The organism is Microbacterium sp. HD4P20, from assembly GCF_019449275.2.
In the GTDB taxonomy this organism is placed as follows: Bacteria; Actinomycetota; Actinomycetes; order Actinomycetales; family Microbacteriaceae; genus Microbacterium.
This window is the reverse complement of record NZ_JAHZQZ020000011.1, coordinates 1-20,542: the sequence shown is the minus strand read 5'-3', so window position 1 is coordinate 20,542 and position 20,542 is coordinate 1. Positions and strand designations below refer to the sequence as shown.

General features: G+C 68.9%; 15 protein-coding genes and 1 pseudogene. 7 read left to right on the top strand and 9 right to left on the bottom strand.

Annotation, left to right across the window (positions count from 1 at the left end):
- Nucleotides 1–205 precede the first annotated feature (205 nt).
- A complete protein-coding gene (locus K0817_RS03215) occupies nt 206–1,705 on the top strand; it encodes an arylsulfatase (protein ID WP_219979930.1) in 1,500 nt (499 codons plus the stop codon).
- Between the two features lie 63 nt (nt 1,706–1,768).
- Nucleotides 1,769–3,238 carry a cardiolipin synthase gene (gene cls / locus K0817_RS03210; RefSeq protein ID WP_219979929.1) on the top strand — a complete coding sequence of 490 codons (1,470 nt, stop codon included), beginning with the start codon at nt 1,769–1,771 and terminating at the stop codon, nt 3,236–3,238.
- A 12-nt stretch (nt 3,239–3,250) separates the two neighbouring features.
- Here cls and K0817_RS03205 read toward each other — a convergent pair whose 3' ends face one another.
- A complete protein-coding gene (locus K0817_RS03205; protein WP_219979928.1) occupies nt 3,251–4,345 on the bottom strand; it encodes an AI-2E family transporter in 1,095 nt (364 codons plus the stop codon).
- A gap of 177 nt (nt 4,346–4,522) precedes the next feature.
- Here K0817_RS03205 and K0817_RS03200 point away from each other — a divergent pair, with 177 nt between their 5' ends.
- Genes K0817_RS03200 through K0817_RS03190 form a run of 3 tightly spaced genes read left to right on the top strand, consistent with a single transcriptional unit; the run spans nt 4,523 to nt 5,728 of the window.
- Nucleotides 4,523–4,906: an SHOCT domain-containing protein gene (locus K0817_RS03200; RefSeq protein ID WP_219979927.1), complete on the top strand. Its 384-nt coding sequence runs from the start codon at nt 4,523–4,525 to the stop codon at nt 4,904–4,906.
- A 23-nt stretch (nt 4,907–4,929) separates the two neighbouring features.
- Complete coding sequence (locus K0817_RS03195) at nt 4,930–5,349, top strand: DUF6325 family protein (RefSeq protein WP_219979926.1); 420 nt, start codon at nt 4,930–4,932, stop codon at nt 5,347–5,349.
- A 25-nt stretch (nt 5,350–5,374) separates the two neighbouring features.
- Nucleotides 5,375–5,728, top strand: a complete 354-nt coding sequence (locus K0817_RS03190; protein WP_219979925.1) for an SHOCT domain-containing protein — start codon at nt 5,375–5,377, stop codon at nt 5,726–5,728.
- Nucleotides 5,729–5,758: 30 nt separating this feature from the next.
- Here K0817_RS03190 and K0817_RS03185 read toward each other — a convergent pair whose 3' ends face one another.
- Both K0817_RS03185 and K0817_RS18775 read right to left on the bottom strand, forming a co-directional pair.
- A complete protein-coding gene (locus K0817_RS03185) occupies nt 5,759–6,487 on the bottom strand; it encodes a potassium channel family protein (protein WP_219979924.1) in 729 nt (242 codons plus the stop codon).
- Nucleotides 6,480–7,064: a DUF998 domain-containing protein gene (locus K0817_RS18775; RefSeq protein ID WP_374209524.1), complete on the bottom strand. Its 585-nt coding sequence runs from the start codon at nt 7,062–7,064 to the stop codon at nt 6,480–6,482. The genes K0817_RS03185 and K0817_RS18775 overlap by 8 nt, the downstream gene beginning before the upstream one ends.
- A gap of 262 nt (nt 7,065–7,326) precedes the next feature.
- On the opposite strand from K0817_RS18775, the gene K0817_RS18770 reads away from it, so the two are divergent.
- A complete protein-coding gene (locus tag K0817_RS18770) occupies nt 7,327–7,572 on the top strand; it encodes a hypothetical protein (protein WP_374209518.1) in 246 nt (81 codons plus the stop codon).
- On the opposite strand, the gene K0817_RS03175 is transcribed toward K0817_RS18770, so the two are convergent.
- The 4 genes from K0817_RS03175 to K0817_RS03160 all read right to left on the bottom strand — a co-directional run bounded on the left by K0817_RS03175 (nt 7,547) and on the right by K0817_RS03160 (nt 11,955).
- Entirely contained in the window at nt 7,547–8,668 is a 1,122-nt protein-coding gene (locus K0817_RS03175) for an AI-2E family transporter (RefSeq protein ID WP_219979922.1), read from the bottom strand. The genes K0817_RS18770 and K0817_RS03175 overlap by 26 nt on opposite strands.
- 60 nt (nt 8,669–8,728) lie before the next feature.
- Nucleotides 8,729–9,664 (bottom strand): HAD family phosphatase, encoded by a 936-nt coding sequence (locus tag K0817_RS03170; protein ID WP_219979921.1) that lies wholly within the window; start codon nt 9,662–9,664, stop codon nt 8,729–8,731.
- A 38-nt stretch (nt 9,665–9,702) separates the two neighbouring features.
- Complete coding sequence (locus K0817_RS03165) at nt 9,703–11,364, bottom strand: SulP family inorganic anion transporter (RefSeq protein WP_253735151.1); 1,662 nt, start codon at nt 11,362–11,364, stop codon at nt 9,703–9,705.
- Nucleotides 11,365–11,541: 177 nt separating this feature from the next.
- Complete coding sequence (locus K0817_RS03160) at nt 11,542–11,955, bottom strand: MmcQ/YjbR family DNA-binding protein (protein WP_219979920.1); 414 nt, start codon at nt 11,953–11,955, stop codon at nt 11,542–11,544.
- A gap of 113 nt (nt 11,956–12,068) precedes the next feature.
- Between K0817_RS03160 and K0817_RS03155 the strand changes: the two genes are divergently transcribed.
- Nucleotides 12,069–15,383, top strand: coding sequence for a DUF5979 domain-containing protein (locus K0817_RS03155; RefSeq protein WP_219979919.1), 3,315 nt, complete (start codon nt 12,069–12,071; stop codon nt 15,381–15,383).
- 74 nt (nt 15,384–15,457) lie between these two features.
- On the opposite strand, the gene K0817_RS18680 is transcribed toward K0817_RS03155, so the two are convergent.
- Both K0817_RS18680 and K0817_RS03145 read right to left on the bottom strand, forming a co-directional pair.
- Complete coding sequence (locus K0817_RS18680; RefSeq protein WP_219979918.1) at nt 15,458–17,944, bottom strand: LuxR C-terminal-related transcriptional regulator; 2,487 nt, start codon at nt 17,942–17,944, stop codon at nt 15,458–15,460.
- A 216-nt stretch (nt 17,945–18,160) separates the two neighbouring features.
- A pseudogene (locus K0817_RS03145) lies at nt 18,161–20,542 on the bottom strand (DUF11 domain-containing protein); the annotation flags it as partial.

Here is a 20,542-nt window from a genome sequence, read left to right as displayed (position 1 = left end):
CGCCCGTCCCCTCCCGCCGTCACCCCCGCCACCCCGCCACCACCGCCGAGACGTCGCAAACGGCCGGGTGAACGCCGCGCGAGCGGCCATTCGCGACGTCTCGAGACAGCCGGGGGCAATCGCGCCGCGCCTCTAGCCAGCGGAGCGACGGAACTGTTTTGATCAGGTCGTAGCCGTCCGTCGCGGGATCACGTCAGGAGCAGACATGGCAGACAAGCCGAACATCCTCATCATCTGGGGTGACGACATCGGCATCTCGAACCTCAGTACCTATTCCGACGGGCTGATGGGGTACCGCACGCCCAACATCGACCGCGTCGCGAACGAGGGCGTCAAGTTCACCGACTACTACGGCGAGCAGAGCTGCACCGCCGGCCGCGCGGCCTTCATCACCGGTCAGAACCCTTACCGCACCGGGCTGACGAAGGTCGGGATGCCGGGAGCGGACGTGGGGCTCCGCGCCGAGGACCCGACGATCGCGACGGCCCTCAAGAACCAGGGCTACGCGACCGGCCAGTTCGGCAAGAACCACCTCGGCGACCGCGACGAGTTCCTGCCGACCGCGCACGGGTTCGACGAGTTCTTCGGCAACCTCTATCACCTCAACGCCGAGGAGGAGCCGGAGCACCCGGACTACCCGACGGACGAGGAGTTCCCCGGCTTCAGCGAGAAGTTCCGGCCGCGCGGGGTCATCCACTCGTGGGCGAACGAAGACGGCACGCAGCGCATCGAAGACACGGGACCGCTCACCAAGAAGCGCATGGAGACGTGCGACGAGGAGTTCCGGGATGCCGCGGCGGACTTCATCCGCCGGCAGGCCGAGGACGACACCCCGTTCTTCGTGTGGTTCAACTCGACGCACATGCACTTCCGCACCCACACGAAGGAAGCGAGCAAGGGCCGGGCAGGACGCTGGCAGTCGGAGTACCACGACACGATGCTCGATCACGACGATGTCGTGGGAAGCCTGCTCGACCTGCTCGACGAGCTGGGGCTGGCCGAAGACACCATCGTCATGTACTCCACCGACAACGGCCCGCACATGAACAGCTGGCCCGACGCCGGCATGACGCCGTTCCGCAACGAGAAGAACTCCAACTGGGAGGGCGCGTACCGCGTGCCCTGCATGGTCCGCTGGCCGGGCAGGATTCCCGCGGGCACGACGCTGAACGGCATCGTGAGCCACAACGACTGGTTCGTGACGCTGCTCGCGGCCGCCGGCGACACCGATGTGGCGGAACGGCTGAAGCAGGGCACCGAGCTCGCCGGGACCGCGTACAAGGTGCACCTCGACGGGCACAACCAGCTCGACTACATCACCGGCGAGACCGACGAGAGCCCCCGTCGCCACTTCTTCTACGTCTCGGACGACGGCGACCTCACCGCGCTGCGCTTCGACAACTGGAAGATCGTGTTCCTCGAGCAGCGGGCAGCCGGCACCTTGAACGTGTGGCTCGAGCCGTACACCGAGCTGCGGGCGCCGAAGATCTTCAACCTCCGGACGGATCCCTTCGAGCGCGCCGACATCACCTCGAACACGTACTTCGACTGGATGCTGTCCCGCGTGTTCCTCCTCGTCCCGGCTCAGTCGTACGTCGCACGGATGCTGCAGACGCTCGGGGAGTTCCCACCGCGGCAGGAGCCCGCGGCGTTCAACCTGGACCGCGTGCTGGAGAAGCTCAGGACGTCCCACGGCGAGTCGTAGACCCACCGACATCGTGCGATCCGTGCGACGCGCGAGCGAGGATCACAGGGCAGACTCGGGGGCGTGGACTCTGCGCTCGCAAATCTGACCTGGGGAATCGGCGCCCTCGCCATCCTCGCGATCAACGTCATCGCGCTGATCGTCATCCCCCGGGGGCGCAAGCCCACCGCGGCGATGTCGTGGCTGCTGCTGATCTTCCTGCTGCCCGTGGTGGGCATCCTGCTCTTCCTGCTGATCGGCAACGTCAAGCTTCCCAAGAAGCGGCGTTCCGAGCAGGCTCGCATCGACGGCATCATCCGCACCGCTGTCGACCGGGCCGGGCTCGACGAGCCCACCGAGGGCGAGCCGCGCTGGTTCCAGCGAATCGTGCAGCAGAACCAGGCGCTCACGGCGCTCCCGGCGACCAGAGGCAACGAGGCGACACTGTATGGGGACTACCAGGCGTCGATCGACGCGATGGCGGCGGCGATCGATGAGGCGCGGCATCACGTGCACGTGGAGTTCTACATCGTCGGGTTCGACGACACCACTCGCGGCTTCTTCGCGGCCATGGAACGTGCCGTCTCCCGTGGGGTGACGGTGAGGGTGCTGCTGGACTACATCGCGTCGCGCAAGGTGACTGTCAGCGACGCGACGGTGGCCGAGCTCGACCGCATCGGCGTGAAGTGGGCCTACATGCTCCCGGTCAAGCCGTTGAAGGGTGAGTACCAGCGCCCCGATCTGCGCAACCACCGCAAGATCGTCGTGGTCGACGGTCGCGTGGGCTTCCTCGGCTCGCAGAACCTGATCGCCCGCTCCTACGACGCGCCAAAGAACATCGAGCGCGGCCTGCAGTGGCAGGAGCTGGTCACGCGGGTCACCGGTCCGACGGTGGCAGCGATCGATGCCGTCTTCCAGTCCGACTGGCTGATCGAGACGGGCGAAGAGCTCACCGCGGAACGCGTGCCGGTCAGCGAGCTCGAGCGCCCCGCTTCCCCCGACGCCCTGTTGTGCCAGGTGGTCCCGAGTGGCCCCGGGTACGAGACCGAGAACAACCTGCGCCTGTTCCTGTCGCTGATCTACGGGGCGACGGAGAAGGTCATCATCACGAGCCCGTACTTCGTTCCCGACGAGGCCATGATCTACGCCATCACCACGGCGTGCCAGCGCGGCCTCGAGGTGCAGCTGTTCGTATCCGAGATCGGCGACCAGGGCCTGGTCTACCACGCCCAGCGCTCGTACTACACGTCCCTGCTCGAAGCGGGAGTGCGGATCTTCCTCTACCCGCCGCCGTTCATCCTCCACTCCAAGCACTTCTCGATCGACGACGACATCGCCGTGATCGGCTCGAGCAACATGGACATCCGCTCGTTCAGTCTCAACAGCGAGGTCTCGCTCCTCGTCCGCGGCGCAACGTTCGTGGCGGCGATGCGCCAGGTCGAGCAGGGCTACCGCGACGCCGGCCGGGAGCTGACCCTCGAAGAGTGGCGACGCCAACCCGCCAAAGCGACCTTCCTCGACGGGGTCGCGCGGCTCACGTCCGCGCTCAACTGACCCCGTCGGCTGTCAGGTCTTCTGATCCTGCCTCGGGATCACGACCTCGCGGATGATCAGCAGGATCGACGCCATCACGGGCAACGCGAGGAGAACCCCGAGGATGCCCATGAGCGTGCCCCCGACGAGGGCGCCGATCAGCACGAGCGCCGGCGGGATCGAGATCGCCCGGTTCATCACGCGGGGGCTGACGACATAGGACTCGAGTTGTATGTAGATCAAGTAGGCGATGCCGAAGATGAGTGCCTGCAGAGGGCTCGTGAAGAACGCCACGGTCGTGGCGAGCACCCAGAAGATCACAGACCCGAACAGCGGGATGAGGGTGATCACGAACGCCACGACCGCCATCAGCGCCGGGAAGGGCAGCCCGATCACGAGGTGCAGCGCGAAGACGACGCCCGCGTTGATCGACGAAAGGATGACCGATCCGATCAGGGAGCTTCCGACCGACGCGGTGATCCGCTCGGTCAGCTCCTCGGCACGTGCACGACCGCGTGCCGGCGTCAACGCATACATCGCCTGCTTGGTCGCCGCGAGCGATGCGAGGAAGTAGAGCGTCAGTGCCACGACGATGAAACCCGCCGAGATGCCGCCGACGATCCCCGCGCCCACCGCGAGCACGCCACCACCAAGGAGGGCGATCGTCGAGGGCGACGCGATCCAGTCCGAGAGCTGCGCGAGACCGGCGAGCATGGCCGCCTGCGCCTCGGGCGTGAGCCGCGCGAACCAGTCCGACTCGGGGAGGGCCGCGATCGCCTCGGGCAGGGCCTCCACGAGCTCGACGACCTGCGCGATCACGGGCGGGAGCACGAAGATCAGGAACGCGGCCATGAGCAGCGCGAACCCGCAGAAGACGATCGCGATGCCCACGCCGCGCCGCACGCCGCGCCGCTCGAGCAGCCGCACGATCGGATCCAGGGCGACGGCGAGGAAGATCGCCAGCACGATGTACACGAGGATCGTCGAGATCGTCGCGAGGGCCGAACCCAGCAGCAGCGCGCCGAGCACCCCGATCGTGACCAGGAACCCGGTGGCGAGCGGGTGATCGAGGCCCGCGAGGACGCCCATGAACCGGCCGGGGCGCGAGGCTTCGTCATCGGGGCTCATGCCCTCATGATCGCGGCATCCGGCGCCCCGGCACCCGCACCACGCGGGCGATCGGCCCCGGCCGAGATGTTCACCGCGGTTTCATGTGGATCAGGGGATGCCGTCGCGGAAGCCGGCCGCTAGGTTCATAGCAGCGACGGGCATACGGCCCGTCCGGACGATTGGTACCGCACAACCATGGGCTTCTGGGACCTCCTGCTCTGGATCTTCTCGATCTTCGTCTTCGTCGCGTACCTGATGGTCGTCTTCTCGATCATCGGCGACATCTTCCGCGATGAGTCGCTCAACGGCTGGCTCAAGGCGGTGTGGATCCTCTTCCTGATCTTCGTGCCGTTCCTGACGGCGCTGGTGTACCTCATCGCCCGCGGCGCGGGCATGCAGAAGCGCTCGGTCGCGCAGGCCGAGGCACTGCGCTCGGCCCAGGACGCCTACATCCGGCAGGCCGCGGGCGGAGCGTCCAGCGCTGCCGACGACATCACCAAGGCCAAGTCGCTGCTCGACGCGGGCGCGATCTCACAGGCCGAGTTCGACGCATTGAAGACCAAGGCGCTGGCGGCCTAGCCGGCGCAGGATCAGGAGGAGACATGACGACATTCGACTACGGTCCGATCGAGTTCTATGCGATCGCCTTCGACGGCGACCGCCCCGGTCCCGCGGTGCTCAAGGCGGTCGACGACCTCGTCGCCGCCGGCACGGTGAACGTGCTCGACCTGGTGTTCGCTCGGCGATCGCCCGAAGGAGAACTCGAGATCCTCGAGCTGTCCGACACGATCGATGACGGAGACGTTCCCCCGCTCGACATGGCGGGGCTGGCGGGCGAGGACGACATCGCCGAGCTGGCCGCAGGCCTCGAACCGGGCTCGTCAGCCGCGATCCTCGTCATCGAGCTGCTGTGGGCGAAGGCCTTCGCGTCGGCGCTCTACGACGCCGGCGGTGCCGTCATCGCCCGCGAGGGCGTTCCCGCCCCCATCGTGAACGCGTTCCTGGCCGAGCACGCCGACTGAGCTGAGAAGGATCAAGGAGGAAGACATGCCACTGGGAAGATTCGGACGCCCCGGTCTCATCGGAATGGCCGCCCGCACCGCGGTCGTGGCCGGAACCGCCACCGCGGTCTCGGGCGGCATCGCCCGCCGCCAGCAGAACAAGGCCTACCAGGCGCAAGAGGCGCAGGCCTATGAGGCGCAGCAGCAGCAGGCCGCGATGCAGCAGGCGGCCGCGCAAGCTGTGGCTGCTCAGCAGGCGGCCGCACCTGCCGCCGCTCCGGCGGCGCCCGCAGGAGGCGACGATATGATGGCAAAGCTCACGCAGCTCGCGCAGCTGCACGCGCAGGGCATCCTGTCGGACGACGAGTTCGCCGCCGCGAAGGCCAAGCTCCTGAGCTGACCGTCACGACGATCGAGCCGAGGCCGCGCCCTACGGGGTGCGGCCTTCGTCGTCGCGGGCGCCGCCTCCTGGCGCCGACAGCGCATCGATCTTGGCCATCAGCTCGCGAATCTCCCCCCGGGTCGCCGGCTGCCGGTCATCGTGCCCCTTGGTAGCCCGCTCCACCACCCACGAGGCGAGCGTGGCGGTGATGATGCCGGCCAGCGCGACACCGCCGAACATCAGCCCGACACCCACCCAGCGACCGGCATCCGTCACCGGCGTGTAGTCGCCGAAGCCGGTCGTGGTCACCGTCACGCACGCCCACCAGACGGCGATGCCGAACGAGGTGATGCTCGCGTCGGGCGAGTGGCGCTCGGCTTCGAGCACCGCCAGTGAGGCGATGTAGATCAGGATGCCGGCCACGCCCACGCCGTAGACGATGATCTGCGTGCGCAGCAGCCCGCCCGCGGTCGGCCGCAGCCCGGGCACGTGAGTGAGGGCACGCAGCAGCCGCACCAGGCGAAGCACCGGCATCAGCGTGAACGCCAGTGCGCTCAGGTGGGTCCGGAACCACAACCACCGCTGCCGCGCCAGCGCCAGCCGCACGAGGTAGTCGGCGACGAACATCGCCCAGGTCACGAAGATCACCGTGGTCGCGATCGCGTGCGGCGGGCCGGAGAGGTCGGCGATCACCCGCCACGAGTAGGCGACGAGGTACAGCATCGACGCCACGGTGAGGGGCACCCGCGTGCGCCGGTGCCAGGTCGCCTCATCCACGGCGCGTGTCCTGCTCGAGTGCGGCACCGTTGCGGATGAAGAGCACGATCCACGTGAACACGAGGATGCCGGCCACCAGCTCCACCGCCGTCAGCGTGTAGTACCCGACGGCGAAGAGCACCGCGAGCGCCAGCGTCACAGCGAGGAACAGCCAGCCCACCACGACGAAGGGCCGCGGCATCCCGGTGATCCATCTCGGGAGCCCGATCACCAGCACGCCGAACGCGACCACCATGCCCGAGGCCACGCCGGTATGGACCGCGAAGAACTGATCGACGGGAAACACGCCCACCAGGCCCAGGAAGACGCCCACCACGATGAGGCAGACCCGGACGCGACCGATGCCCTTGGGGTTGGCGGTGGGGATGCCGCGGGTGGCGTAGCGAGCCAGCGTCGTCACGAGGAAGCCGGCGACGATGATCGTGATGTTGAACGCGAACGCCGACACGTTCGACGACATGCCCAGGGCGCTGAGGTTGTCTTTCCACCAGTCGGGGTCGCTGGCCGTGAGCATGCTCGCCAGCACTCCGAGCACGAGGAACACCGCGAGGACGGCCGCCAGCAGCTGCAGATCCATGTGCGTCGCCGAGAAGAACGAGACGTAGCCGCTCATGGCCGCCGCGGCGCCGGAGAGGATGAGCACCGGCAACGCGAACACCTCGGCGCCGATGAAGGCCTGCTCGAGGATGACCGCCAGCAGCGTCCAGCCGAGCAGCGCGATGACCCCGTGCGCGAACGCGAGGGCGGCGAGGTCGAGATAGTCCAGCGGTCGGGCGCGGGAGGCCGAGCCTCGCCGCCGCAGCAGGATCCTGCCGGCGAGGACGGCCGCGATCGCGACGATGCCGGACGCGATCGCCGCGAACTGCCCCACCGACCCGGGCCCCGAGATCGGCGCCGCCTGGAACCCGAACACGACCAGCGCGACCAGTGCGACCAGCACGAATGCGACCGCGCCGGCAGCGAGGGCGAGCGATTCGAGCGAGCGCTCGCTCGAGGTGTCGAAGGCGCCGGCGCCCGCCGGCGCGGGCCGAGCGAACGTGGTCTCGCTGGACGTGTGCGTCATGGCTGCCTCCGTTGCGGGATGAGGGACGAGGGAGCGGATGCCGCGGCCGCGGCGTTGCCGGGAATCGCGGAGTGGTCGCCAGAGAGCCATCGCAGCCAGAGCGCGCCCGGGTCGCCTTCGAGCACCAGCGCCCGCACGAACAGCGTCAGCGGGATGCAGAGGATCGCACCGAGAGGGCCGATGACGAAGGTCCAGAACACCACCGAGAAGAAGCTGAGCGTGAGGCTCAGGTCCACCGCGTCGCTGATGAACTTCGGCTGGACGAGCACCTGCAGCACGACGTTGACGATGCTGTAGATCGCGATCACGGCCAGCAGCATGGGCCAGCCACCCACCACGAAGGCGAGCACCGCGGGCGGGATGAGACCCAGCACGAAGCCGATGTTGGGCACGAAGTTCGTGACGAAGGCGAGGATCGCCCACACCGCGGGCGCGGGCACGCCCAGCGCCCACAGTGCGAGGCCGTCGATGACGGCCACGATCGCACCGAAGCTCGCGTTCACCACGTAGTACCGGCGGATGCCCCGGTTCAGGCGTCCGATGCGCGCCAGCACGGGTCGCCGCTCGGCGCCGAAGAGGCGATCGGCGCCGCGATAGCGTGCCGCGTCCGCCGTCATGAAGATCACGTACGCGACGACGAAGAAGAGTGCGGTCGCGACCGCGAGGATCGTGCCGCCCAGACTCGATGCCAGCTCCACGAGGGTCCGCGGATCGAGCACCGCCGCCGCGGCATCCGTCGCCTCCTGATGCAGACCCGCCGACTCGAGCCAGCCGAGCAGCTCGTCGACGCTGGCGCGCAGTTCGTCGACGTAGTCGACCACCAGGCGGGCGAACTGGGTGCCCGCGAACCACAACAGCGCGGCCATGCCCGCAAGCACGAGGTACACGACGACGATGACGGCGGTCGTGCCGCTCCACCGAGGCCATCCGCGGCGCTCGAGCGGGCGACGCACCGGTTCGCAGATGACCACCAGCACGATCGCCAGCGCGAGCGGGCCGAAGATGTCACGTGCCAGGAACAAACCCGCCAGCACGACGACCGACGCCGCGAGGCCCAGCAGCACCCGCAGGCTCGGCGAGAGCGGAGGCGGCGGTGCGGCGGGCGCGGCGCGGGTCACGAAGCCAGGCTAGGGGTCGGCGCCGCTCGCCCCCGCCCGGACGCGCGGGGGCGTTCGGGCTCAGCCCGCCGCCGGAAAGACCTGCGACCAGTCGTCGCGCACGCTGACCACGGTGAACCCGTGGGCGGGAGCGACCTCGAGCGCCTGCTCCGCACCCTTGTCGTAGGGGGCGTCACCGCGGCCGGTGTCGTCGTCGTGGTGGACGAGAAGGCCGAGGCTGCGAGGGTTGCCCTGCGCGAAGCGCAGCATCGGAATGTCGCCGTTGGAATTGCCTGCCGCCAGGATGGGTCGGCGTCCGGTGCGCATCCAGATGCGCACCGGCTTCTCGGGGCCGTCGTCGAAGAAGGACAGGGCCGTGCCGTAGCGCACCACGTTGGTCTCGGCGTCGTACTCGAGCGACATTCCGGTGCCGATGACGCGCTGCACCGGGATGCCGTAGTAGTCCTGCGTCATCGGTCGCATGAAGTCGCGCTCGCCACCCGACACGATGTACGTGCGGAAGTCGTGGGCGTCGAGCAGGCGGATCAGTTCGACCATCGGCTGGTACACGGTGTGCGCGTATGAGCTGCCGAGCGTCAGGTGGCGCGCCTCGCGATAGAAGGCGGCGACGGATGCCTCGTACTCCTCGACGCTGGCACCCGCTGACGACGCGGCCACCGCACCGATCAGCAGACCCAGATCGGAGTCATCGCCGGCGTAGTGCTTGTCGATGGCCGCGCCCAGCCACGCGTAATCGCCGTCGACCGCCGCGCGGTACGGCTGACGCTCGGCGAGCGAAGGGTCGGCTGCCGCCGCCAGCTTCCACTGCTCGAGCAGGTAGTGCAGCTGGGTCGGCATCGGCTTCTCGGTCCACAGCGTGCCGTCGTTGTCGAACACGGCGATGCGGCCCTCGTGGGGAACGAAGTCGGGCGAGTCCTCGTCGGTGACGGCGGCGACGAACTCGGTGATCGCGGCCCGCGTCGAGGTGCCGCGCCAGGAGGGGAGGACGTCGTTCATGGTCGCGCCTTTCTGACGAGGGTGCGGACGGCTCGACCCTAACCCCCGTCAGCGGTTGCGCGCACACCGCCGTGATCCGCCGCGGCGGCTGCCAACCCCTCCTCGACCGTGTGGTGCACTCGCCCCTGCCCCTCGAGCCCGGCGTACCAGGGCGTCTTGCGCGCCACCTTCGTCGCGGCTTCCGGGAGCCGGGCCAGCCGGAGGACGATCCCCCGCTCGCCGAGCTCGCTGTCGAGGTCTTCCAGAGTGTCGAGCACGGTCATGCTGAGCACGGTGAGCCGCTCGACGTCGAGGATGACACAACTGACCGGCGGATGCTGCGACACCGCCAGCGACAGGATCGCCCTCTCGTTCGGCTGGGCGTTCGCGGTGTACATCCCGCGGCCGAGGTGGATCGCCATCGCTCCCGCGACCCGCCCCACGATCGACAGCTCCGGGGTGTTGACCTCGCGCAGCACCAGGATCAGCGTCACGACCACTCCGACCGCGAGGGCCGGCAGCAGCCCGGCGGTGAGGGCGATGAGCGCGACGGCGAAAGCCACCCAGAAGTCCATCGGGCTGATCCGCGCCCACCGCACCAGCTGGGGAACGTTGATCAATCCGGCCACGGCGACGAACACCATCGCGGCGAGTGTCGCTTCGGGTAGCAGGCTGAGCACCGGACCGAGGAAGACTGCGACCACGACGGCCAGGGCGACGGTCACGAGCGTCGACACCTGCGTCTTCGCCCCCGCTCCCTGGTTCATCGCGCTCTGCGAGAATCCGCCGGCGGCGGGCATGGTCGCGAAGAAGGCGCCCGCGACGTTCGCCCCGGCGACAGCGAAGAGCTCCTGGTCGCTGTCGATCTGCGGTTCGCCCTTGCGACGGATGCCGCGGGCCACGGCCGCCGACTCGAGGAAGGCCATCACGGCGATGGCCAGGGCACCGGGGACGAGCGCGAGGATGTGTGTGAAGTCCGGGATGCCCGGCAACGGCAGGCCCGAGGGGACGGGATCGATCAGGGCGATGCCGGCGGCCGTGGCGTCGCCGAACGCCACCAGCAGGATTCCGCCGGCGGCCACGATGAGCGCACCCGGTACGAGCGGCGCGAACCGCCTGAGCAGCACCAGCACCAGGATCGACGCTGCAGAGAGTGCGACCGTCGGCCAGTTGACGCTGTGCCACGCACCGCCGACCGCGAGCACGGCGGCGATGAACCCCTCGCCAGACACGTCGGTCGTCTCGCCGAGGAGCTTCGGCACCTGACCGACGGCGACCGTGGCTCCCACCCCGATCTTGAGGCCGAGGGCCGTCGCCCCGCTGATGTTCTCGACGAGCGAGCCGAGCCGGAACAGTCGACCCAGCGCGAGACAGGCACCCACGAGCAGGGTCAGCATCATGAGCGAGCCCAGTGGATCCTTCGATCCGGACGCGACGCCCGCCGACACCAGGGTCGTCGCGGTGAGCGTGGCGATCGTCGAGGTCGTCGATACGCTCATCGCGCGGCTGCCGCCCAAGAGCGCGTAGACGAACATCGGCACGATGCACGTGTAGAGGCCTACCTGCACGGGCAGATTCGCGATCGTCGCGTAGGCCATCGCCTGCGGCACCACGACGGCTCCGGCCGACAGCCCGGCCAGCAGGTCGCTGCCCAGCCACGCACGGCGGTAGCCGACCATCGTGGGCAGCAGCCATCGAGGCCGCGGGGCGGTCGTCGTCACAGCCCGAACCTACCTGCCGGCCGGCGGCCCGGCCACCAGCCGTAGCATCCCCCTCGCTCCCCCTGTCGAGCGAGCCTCTCCCTCCCACCCCCGTCTCGCCGCCGAAACGGCGGAAATGGCCGCACGGATGCCGGAGACCCGGCCATTCGCGACGGCTCGGCGCGGACCACGGGCTCATTAGGGGGCAGGAGCGTGGGCGGCGAGCCACTCCTTCGCGATCCGCTTGGGCGCCTTCAGGAGCCACGCGTCGGTGATCACCTCGCGGAGGAGGTCCAGCTCGATCGCCTCGAGCCGGACCAGCACCGTCGGGTACCCGTCGAAGTGCGGGATCGTGAAGAAGACGTCGGGATACGTCTCGAGGAGGGCCTCCTTGACCTGTACCCCGTCGGTCCGGACGCCGACGACGGCCCCCGCCGGCCAGGACCGCCCGAGCGCGGCGAGCTGCTCGTCGTCGCGACGCGAGGGTCCGCGTTCCCACACGAACATGCCGGCCGTTGTGCGCCAGGACGCGCCGCCGCGATGGCCGTCCACCTTCTCTTCGGTTCCCGGCAGCGCCACCGCGATGGCGCGGACATCGTCGAGAGTGGCCACGACACCATCATCGTCTCCCGGCCGGCGCAACGAAAGACCGACCGTGGAGCCCGCGCGCCCGCTGTGGTGTACTGGCCTGAGTTGCCCCGACGCTCTCGAACGGATCCCCTGACATGAGCCGTGCCAGACGACACTTCCTCCGACGTGCGGTGGCCTCGGCCGCGGCCGTCGTCATGGCGGCCACCGGTGCGGTGGCCGTCGACGCGACGCTGGCGACGCCGGCTCATGCGGCCTACCCCGACACGTTCAACCCGTTCAGCATGAACGGCGGGTTCACCGTGTACGCCCGCGAGGACGCGCTGCTGCAGAACCAGGAGACGGAGGGCAGCATCGCCGTCGGCGGCACGGCGACGGTGCAGGGCTCGAGCGGAACGTACACGATCATCCACGTGGCGGCGGGAACGGGCGACTACACCCTCCCAACCGTCGACGGCGACCCGACGCGCTTCCTCGTCGGCGACTACGACGAGGCCAGCACCGGCATCCTCGCCATCACGAGCGCCGGCACCACCGAACCGTCGCTGCACGGCGATCTCAAGATGGTCGAACGCGACGGCCCTTGGCAGCCGTTCGCGCGTGCCGACTGGCTCCGGCTGAACACCAACCCCTCCAACCCGGATCAGACGCCGCTGATCGATGCCACGAGCCAGCAGTATCCGGCGGATGCCTCACCGCCGGCAGGTGCGGTGGGCGAGGGCAGCATCTATACCGCCGACACGTCCGGCACGGCGGTCGCGGATTACGTGGAGGCCAATGCCGAAGCCTCCTACGAGGCGGCCGCCGACTGCCTCGCGGGGCTGCCCACGGGGGCCGGCTACCCCGTCGGCGTGGCGGAGGACGCCGGGGCGCGAGTCGTGCTGGAGCCGCTGAGCCCGGACCAACCGAACATCGTGGACTACGCCGACATCGCCGGGACGGCCCTGATCCAGTACTCCCCCGGGCCCACACCGGGGCTGGCCAACCCGCTCATCATCCGGGTCGCTGCTGGGACCACCGAGGTGACGGGCGCACGCTCGGATCCCCAGGGCGTGTACTCCCCGTACATCCTCTGGGACCTCTCCGCGGTGACCGGACCGGTCTCGGTCACGGCCGCCGAGGGCGGACGCATCGACGGGTCGATCTACGCGCCGACCGCCGACGTGACCGTCACCGCCGCACCATTGGACGGCCAGGTGCTGGGCCGGAACGTGACGATCGCAGGCGGGGAGGTCCATTCGTACCTGTTCGCGGGTCAGCTCAGCTGCACCGCCGACAGTGGCAGCTTCGCCGTACGCAAGTCGCTCGACGGAATCGAACCAGCAGAACTTCCCGCCGGCACCACCTTCACCGTCAATTACACTGCGACCGAACCGGACGGCTCAGTCCTCACCGGGACGATGGAGCTGCCCGCCGACGGCAGCCCCGTAGCAGCTGGGGCGCAGTTCCCCCTCGGTACGAGCATTGAGTTCGAGGAGGTCGCCCCCGAGAGCGTGCCGGGCTTCGAGTGGGGATCACCGACGATCTCACCCAACCCGCTCACGGTCGGCGCCGGCACCGCCGAGATCGTCGTGGCCAACACCGCCACCGCGCAGACCGGCACGTTCAGCGTCTCGAAGACCATCGAGGATGAGTCCGGAGGCACCGGCGGCACGCCGCCGCAGGCGACGGTCCCCGTGGACTGGGTCGCAGTCTATGGCGGCGCCCAGATCGGGACGGGCACGCTCGACGTACCCTTCGACGGCACACCCGTCGACGTCGGCCAGGACTTTCCCGTGGGCACCGAGATCACGCTGACCGAGGACCTCACCGGCATCGACCCGCCGGCGGGGTACGAGTGGTCCGGCGTCACGTGGAACCCCGGCCAGACGTTCACGATCGGCGAGGACGGTTCGACGATCGCCGTCGCGCTGACGAACGTGATCTCACCGGTGGATGAGCGGACGGTGACGATCGTGAAGTCGGCGGAGGGCGAGGCATCCGATCCCGCCTACGGCTACACCGTCACCTACAACGTCGACCCTCCGGGAACGCGCAGCGACCCCATCGACCTGCCCGTGGGCGACCCCGTGACGATTCTCGATCTCGAGACCGGCAGCGAGACCCTCGACCTCGCCGAGCAGGTGCCGACCTTGAACGGCGAGCCGACGGATGCCTCGGCCTGGGCCGACCCGGTGTTCATCGTGACCGTCGACGGCGTGACGACGGAGTACCCGTCCGGCGGCTTCGACCAGATCGCCGAGATCCCCCTCGGCTCCGACGGGGATGTCGTGATCGAGGTTGCGAACAGCCTCGATGAGGGCACGTTCGCACTGTCGAAGGCGTTCGAAGGTGATGCCGGAGAGTTCCTCCCGCCGGGTCTCGAGTTCACCGTCGAGTGGACTGCCACCACCCCGGCGGGCAGCGTCTCGGGCGGGATCGTGCGGCTTCCCGCCGACGGCACTCCGGTGAACCCCCTCGATGGGAACGGACAGCCGCTCACCTTCCCCTACGGCACGGTCGTCACGTTCACCGAGCTCGACCCGCCGCGACTGCGCCACGTCGCGTGGGATGACGCGACGTTCGATCCCGCTCAACTCGTGATCGGCGCGGGTGGGGAGGCGACGGTGTCGTCGACGCTCACGAACAGCGCCGTCGTCACGACGGACACATTCCAGGTCGCGAAGGACCTCGTCGGCATCGAGGCCTCCGAGCTGCTCGTCGACTCGTTCACCATCGAGTACACCGCCCTGGTTCCCGGCGGGGAGCTGGTCACGGGCAGCTTCGAGATCCCCGCCGACGGTACTCCGGCCGGACCGATCGACGAGGCCGGCGGTCCCGTGGAGTTCCCGGTCGGCACGATCGTGCGCCTCGACGAGGCGGCTCCGGATGCTTCCGCGCTGCCCCCGGGCAACGAGTGGGCGGGTACGACATGGAACCCCGGCCACTTCCTCGTCGTCGGCGCGGACGACACCTCCCTCGTCGAGGTCACCAATACGGTCGAGCGTATGACCCGCTGGGCCGTGACCAAGGTCGTGGACGGGGATGCCGCGACCGGCCTTCCCGCAGGCACGACTTTCCCGCTCGAGTGGTGGTGGGACAACGTCCCTCAGCAGGACGTCGCCCTCGAGCCGGGCGTGCCCGTCTACTCGCCGTACTTCCCGGTCGGATCGATCATCCAGGGGCGTGAGGGCACGCTGCCCGAAATCCCTGGCATCGAGTGGGGCGACCCGGTCTGGACCGTGGACGGCCAGACACTGGTGCCGGATGCCGACGGGATCGTGACGCTGCCGATGGAGCTGGTGCGTGACCAGGAGCTGGCCGAGCTCACGCTCACCAACACCGGCGACGCACGTGATCTGCCGGCCACCGGCGGCGGCGCCATCTCGCCGCTCCTGCCCGCTGGAGCGATCGCGGTGATCCTCGCCGGCCTCGGCATCGTGCTGTCACGACGCCGCCTCACGAGCAGCTGAGGTCGATCTCGGGCGCATCGGCGCACCCGCTGCTGGGACGACCCATGGCGCACGCGACGCCGCGGGCGGGTGTGTCACTCATGACCGGCGAGGAGGTGGCGGGCGCCTGCTTCGGCGACCGCCTCTTCGCGGCCACCCACCCCGAGCTTTCGGTACACGCTCTTGACCTGTGACTTGACGGTGTTGGGTGAGACGCCGAGCTCGGTCGCGATCGCGGTCAGCGGCTTGCCCGAGGGGAGGGCACGGAGCACGATCAACTCGCGCTCGGTCAGGGGCGGTGCGCTGAGCGACGGCGGTAGGACCGACTCGAAGGGGTGGATCGCGCACGGTGCTTCGTCGCGGAGAAGCTGCCACACGGCGGTAGCGTCGGCAGGCGGGAGCAGGGCCAGGGGCATCCTCATCTCTCGGTCGCACAGCAGCGCTGCGAGGGTCAGCGCCTCGTGACGGGCCGCCCCGACGCCTGCCGTCCGGAGGACCGCCGCCGTGCGCAGCGCCGCCGCCGCGGCCCGCAGCCGGGACGTGGTCGGCTGGATGCGGGTCTGGCTCAGGATGCGCATCGTGTCGCGCGGGCGATCGTCGAGCAGCGCGATGCGCGCGCGTTCCACGATCGTCTCGAACCGGTCTTCGGGGGCGTCCTTGTGCAGCACCGCCTTCGCGGCCTCGATCCTTCCTTGCGCCAGATGAAGAAGCGCGCGAACACAGCTCAACGATCGGCGCGCGGCGGCGCTGTGGCCTTCGCGCCCTCGCACCTGCACAAGCGACTCGAGCCTGGCGGAACCCATCGCCGGTTGACCCAGCCGCAGGGCGGTCAGCGCCTCGACGGCGGCCATCGTGAGCCAGTGCTCGCTCGTCGCGCGATGGGGCTCGAACGCCGCGACGTGCTCCGCGGCGCGTGCCCCGTCGCCCTCCTCGAGTGCGAGGATCGCCTCGGCCACGCGATAGAACGTGCCGTGATATCCGTCCAGGTAGCCACGGGGCCAGTCGCCCTCCCGGATGATCTCGACGTAGTGCCGCGCCTCGGGCAGATCACCGTTCAGCGCGTGGATGCCGCTGAGCATCGAGAGATTGCTGACAGTCTGTTCGGCATCCCCGGCCGCCGCGACAGCGACGCCGAACGCGAAGCACTCGATCGCCTGCCGCTGATGACCGCCATAGTAGAGCGAGATGCCGAGTTGCGCGCAAAGCAAAGGCACCTGCGCGGCGTACGGTTCCTTGTCCTCCTCCGAGGTGTCGGCGAGTAGCCGCATCGCGCGGATCGCGACGTCTGCCGCACGGTCGGGCATCCCCAGGACGCGCAGCGCGGCGCTCTCAGCAACCCAGATGAACAGCCGATCCGCGGCGCCCACCTCGGGCTGTTGCGAGTTCGCCGCCGCCACAGCGATCCGGAACAGCTGCAGCCCGCGCAGTCGTCGTACACGGACGCCGTTGTAGCAGACCGCTAGGAGCATCACGAGGAGCGGCTCGTCTCGCAGGGCAGAGAGCGGCACGGGACTGAGGATCTCGCGCACGCTCTTGCCGTCGTTCAGCAACGCGTGCCACGACACCATCACCACGCGACGCGCGCTCTCGAGGTCGTCGCTCTCGATCGCCGCGCGCAGTGCTTCTGTCGGAGCGCCCCGCGCGACGTTCCACGCGATCATGGTGCGTCGCAGCTGCGGGAGCTCGCTCGCGTGACGGCGATCGAGTTCACGCCGCAGGAGTTCGCGGGCGAACGGGGCGAAGCGGAACAGGCGTTCCGAACCGCCGGTGTTCCACGATCCGAAGCCGTAGCTCTCCGCTTCATCGAGGAACCGCGCGGCGTGGGGGTGGCCTCCGAGGTCGCGGGCGAGCGACACGTCCAGCTCTTCCGCGAAGCTGAGGCGGAGCAGCGTGGCGATGAGCGTCGGGTCGTAACCGGAGCGGGCGATGCGGATCCGCATGTATTCCTCGACGGCCTCCACCGCCGCGTGCAGCAGTGCCGCGTCGTCACCGGGCAGCGTGTGGCGCGCCATCGCGTGGATGACGGCGGGGAAGCCGTTGGTCGCTTCCAGGATCTTTCCCGCGATCTCGCCGTCGACCCCGAGGGCGCGACAGACCTCGTCTTCGTCGAACATCAACTCGACCGGCCCGACGACGGATCGGTCCACCCGCAGACCGACACCGTCGCTGTCGAGAACAGTACGGCGATTGGATGCGGCGACGACGCGCAGCGACGGCAACGCGGCGACCGCTTCGCAGAGATCGACGAGCGCGTCGCGGTGCAGCATCGCAGCGTCATCCACCACGACCGTCACCGGCTCACCGTACTCGGCCAGGCAGTCGCGAACCGCCCCCCAGCCCTGGTCGGCGGGCTGTTCCGAGCTGGCCGGTCGCAGATGACGCAGGATCATGCGTGCCAGGGCGGCACTGTCGGCGTGATCCCGGTCGGCTGCGACCCACGCGATGCGGCCGTCGGTCTTGCTCACCCACTCGTGGAGCAGGACGGTCTTGCCCGCGCCACACGCGCCGCGTACGACCGTCAGCGGCGCGCCATTGTCGAGCAGTGGCAGCAGCCGCGATCGGGAGACGACATCGCCGGGCACCCGCGGCACTCCGACATGGAGCCGCTGCTCTAGCCACACTTCGGATACGTTCTTTCGTCGGCCCCAGTCATCGGTCGTTGTTGTGAGGATACGTCCGCGGTCCCCCGGCCGCGAACCGATTGGCGATTCCGTGCGCGTCGCGCTATGGAAAGGCCTCACTGTGCCCCGCCGTCGGGACGGGCGGGGCACAGCGTGCGGTGCTGATCCGAGGAGGGATCACATCACCGGTCCATCGAGCGCCTTGGAGGCACGTCGGCGATGCATCTGGAGCGCCGCCGCGCCGATCAGCAGCAGCAGGGCCCCCAGCGCGGCGGTCGTCCAGGCGATGGTGCCGCCGGTGACGGCCAGGGGTGGTGGCGGTGCGGGCACGTCGTGCTGGGTGGTGCACACGCCCTCGGGATCGCAGATCGCCCGTTCGTCGGGACTGGTCACCACGTTGCGCAACTGCGCGGGGCCGGCGGTGGTCACATCCACCGAGTAGGTGATCGTGGCAGTCTGCCCCACCGCGAGATCACCCGTCCAGGTCAGGGTGTTCCCCGCCCGGGCCACGGTGCCGCTGCTGGCGGCCGCGTCACCGTTCCAGGTCGCATCATCCAGCACCCCCGACAGGTCGTCGGTGACCACCGCGTCGGTGACCGCACCCTCACCACGCTGGGTGACGGTGACCGTGTACGTCACCGTGTCACCGGCACGCACGGTGGCCCCGGATGCCGGGTCCGCGGTCTTGGCGTAGACATACCCGCCGGTCTTGTGGATGGTGCGGCACTCCTCGGTGCCATCCTCCGCCGTCACACAATCGCCGGCTTCGGACGGCGTGGTCACGACATTGGCGAGGGTGGTGTTACCAGCCCCGGTCACCGTCACCGAATAGGTGATCGTCACCTCATCACCCGGCGCCAGGTCACCGGCCCACGACAGCGTCGGTCCCTCGACGGTCGCCGTACCGGCAGTGGCCGCGACATCCCCGTTGTAGGACGCGTCATCCAGGACGTCCGTCAGGTCATCCACCACGGATGCCGCGACCCCGGCGGGACCGACCTGCGTGACGGTGACCGTGTAGGTGATGGTGTCACCGGCCTGCACGTCACTGTTGTGGATCGGGTCGGCCATCTTCGCGTAGGTGAACCGGCCCGTCTCATGCGTGGTCGTGCACTCCGGGTTCCCGTCCGCCGCCGGCACACACTCACCGTCCTCACCCGGCAACACCACGTTGGTCAGTGTCATGTCACCCTCACCGGTCACCGTCACCGTGTAGGTGACCGTCACCGCCGCACCCACCGCAAGATCACCGGACCATTCGATGGTCTCAGCATCCGCGTCGAACGAGGCCTCGCCCGCACTGGCGACCAGGGTGTCGTCCCAGGTCGCATCATCCAGCACCGCCGACAGATCATCATCGAACGACGCATCCGTCACCGCCCCCGGACCACGCTGCGCGACCGTCACGGTGTAGGTGATGGTCTCACCCACCGCGACATCGCTGCCGGGTGCGGCGACCGAGGTCTTGGCCACCGTGTAGTCACCGGTCAGGTGGGTCGTGGTGCAACCCGCCTCGTCGAGGCAGCCGTCGCTGGTGACCACGTTGGCCAGGCTCATATCACCCGCACCGGTCACCGTGACCGAATACGTCACCGTCACCACGGCATCCACCGCCAGATCACCCGACCACGACACCGTCGGCTCCGCGTAATCCGCCGACCCGCCACTTTCGGCCAGGTCATCGTTCCAGGTCGCGTCATCCAGCACCGCCGTCAGGTCATCGGCGAACGACGCATCCTCCACCGGCCCCGCACCGATCTGCGACACCGTCACGGTGTACTCGATGACCTCCCCGACCTGCACATCGCTGCCCGAGGCGGGGTCAGAGGTCTTCACCGTCTCGTAACGACCGGTCTGATGCTCGGTCTCACAATCAGCAGCCGCCTCACAACCCGGAGACTGCACCGTGTTCCCGATCAACGTGTCACCAGCAGCGGTCACCGTCACCGAATACGTCACCGTCGCCACATCACCCGGACCCAGATCACCCGTCCACGAGATCACCCCATCGACATACGTGAACGTCCCGTCCGAGGCGACGATGTCATCGTTGAACGTCGCATCATCCAACACCCCGGTGAGGTCGTCGTTGAAGAACTGCGCCACCACACGACCCTGACCCGACTGCGTCACCGTCACCGTGTACTCGATCACATCACCAACCTGCACATCGGAACCCGACGCCGGATCCGACGTCTTCACCGTCGTGTAGGAGGCCGTGTAATGCTCGGTCTCACACACCTCCACCGACGCACAGCCATCACTGGTTACGACATTGTGCAGGTGGGTGTCACCCTCACCCGTGACCGTGACGGAGTACGTGATCGTCACGACCTCGTCCACCGCCAGATCACCCGACCACGACAACACCTGCGTGGCCGCATCGAAACCGACCGTGCCAGCCGACGCGGTCAGCTCGTCGTCCCAGGTGGCATCATCCAGCACATCGCTCAGGTCATCGACCAGCGACGCACCCTCGTACTCGGCCTCACCCACCTGCGACACCGTCACGGTGTACTCGATCGTGCCACCCTCATCGACATTCGACCCATCAGCCGG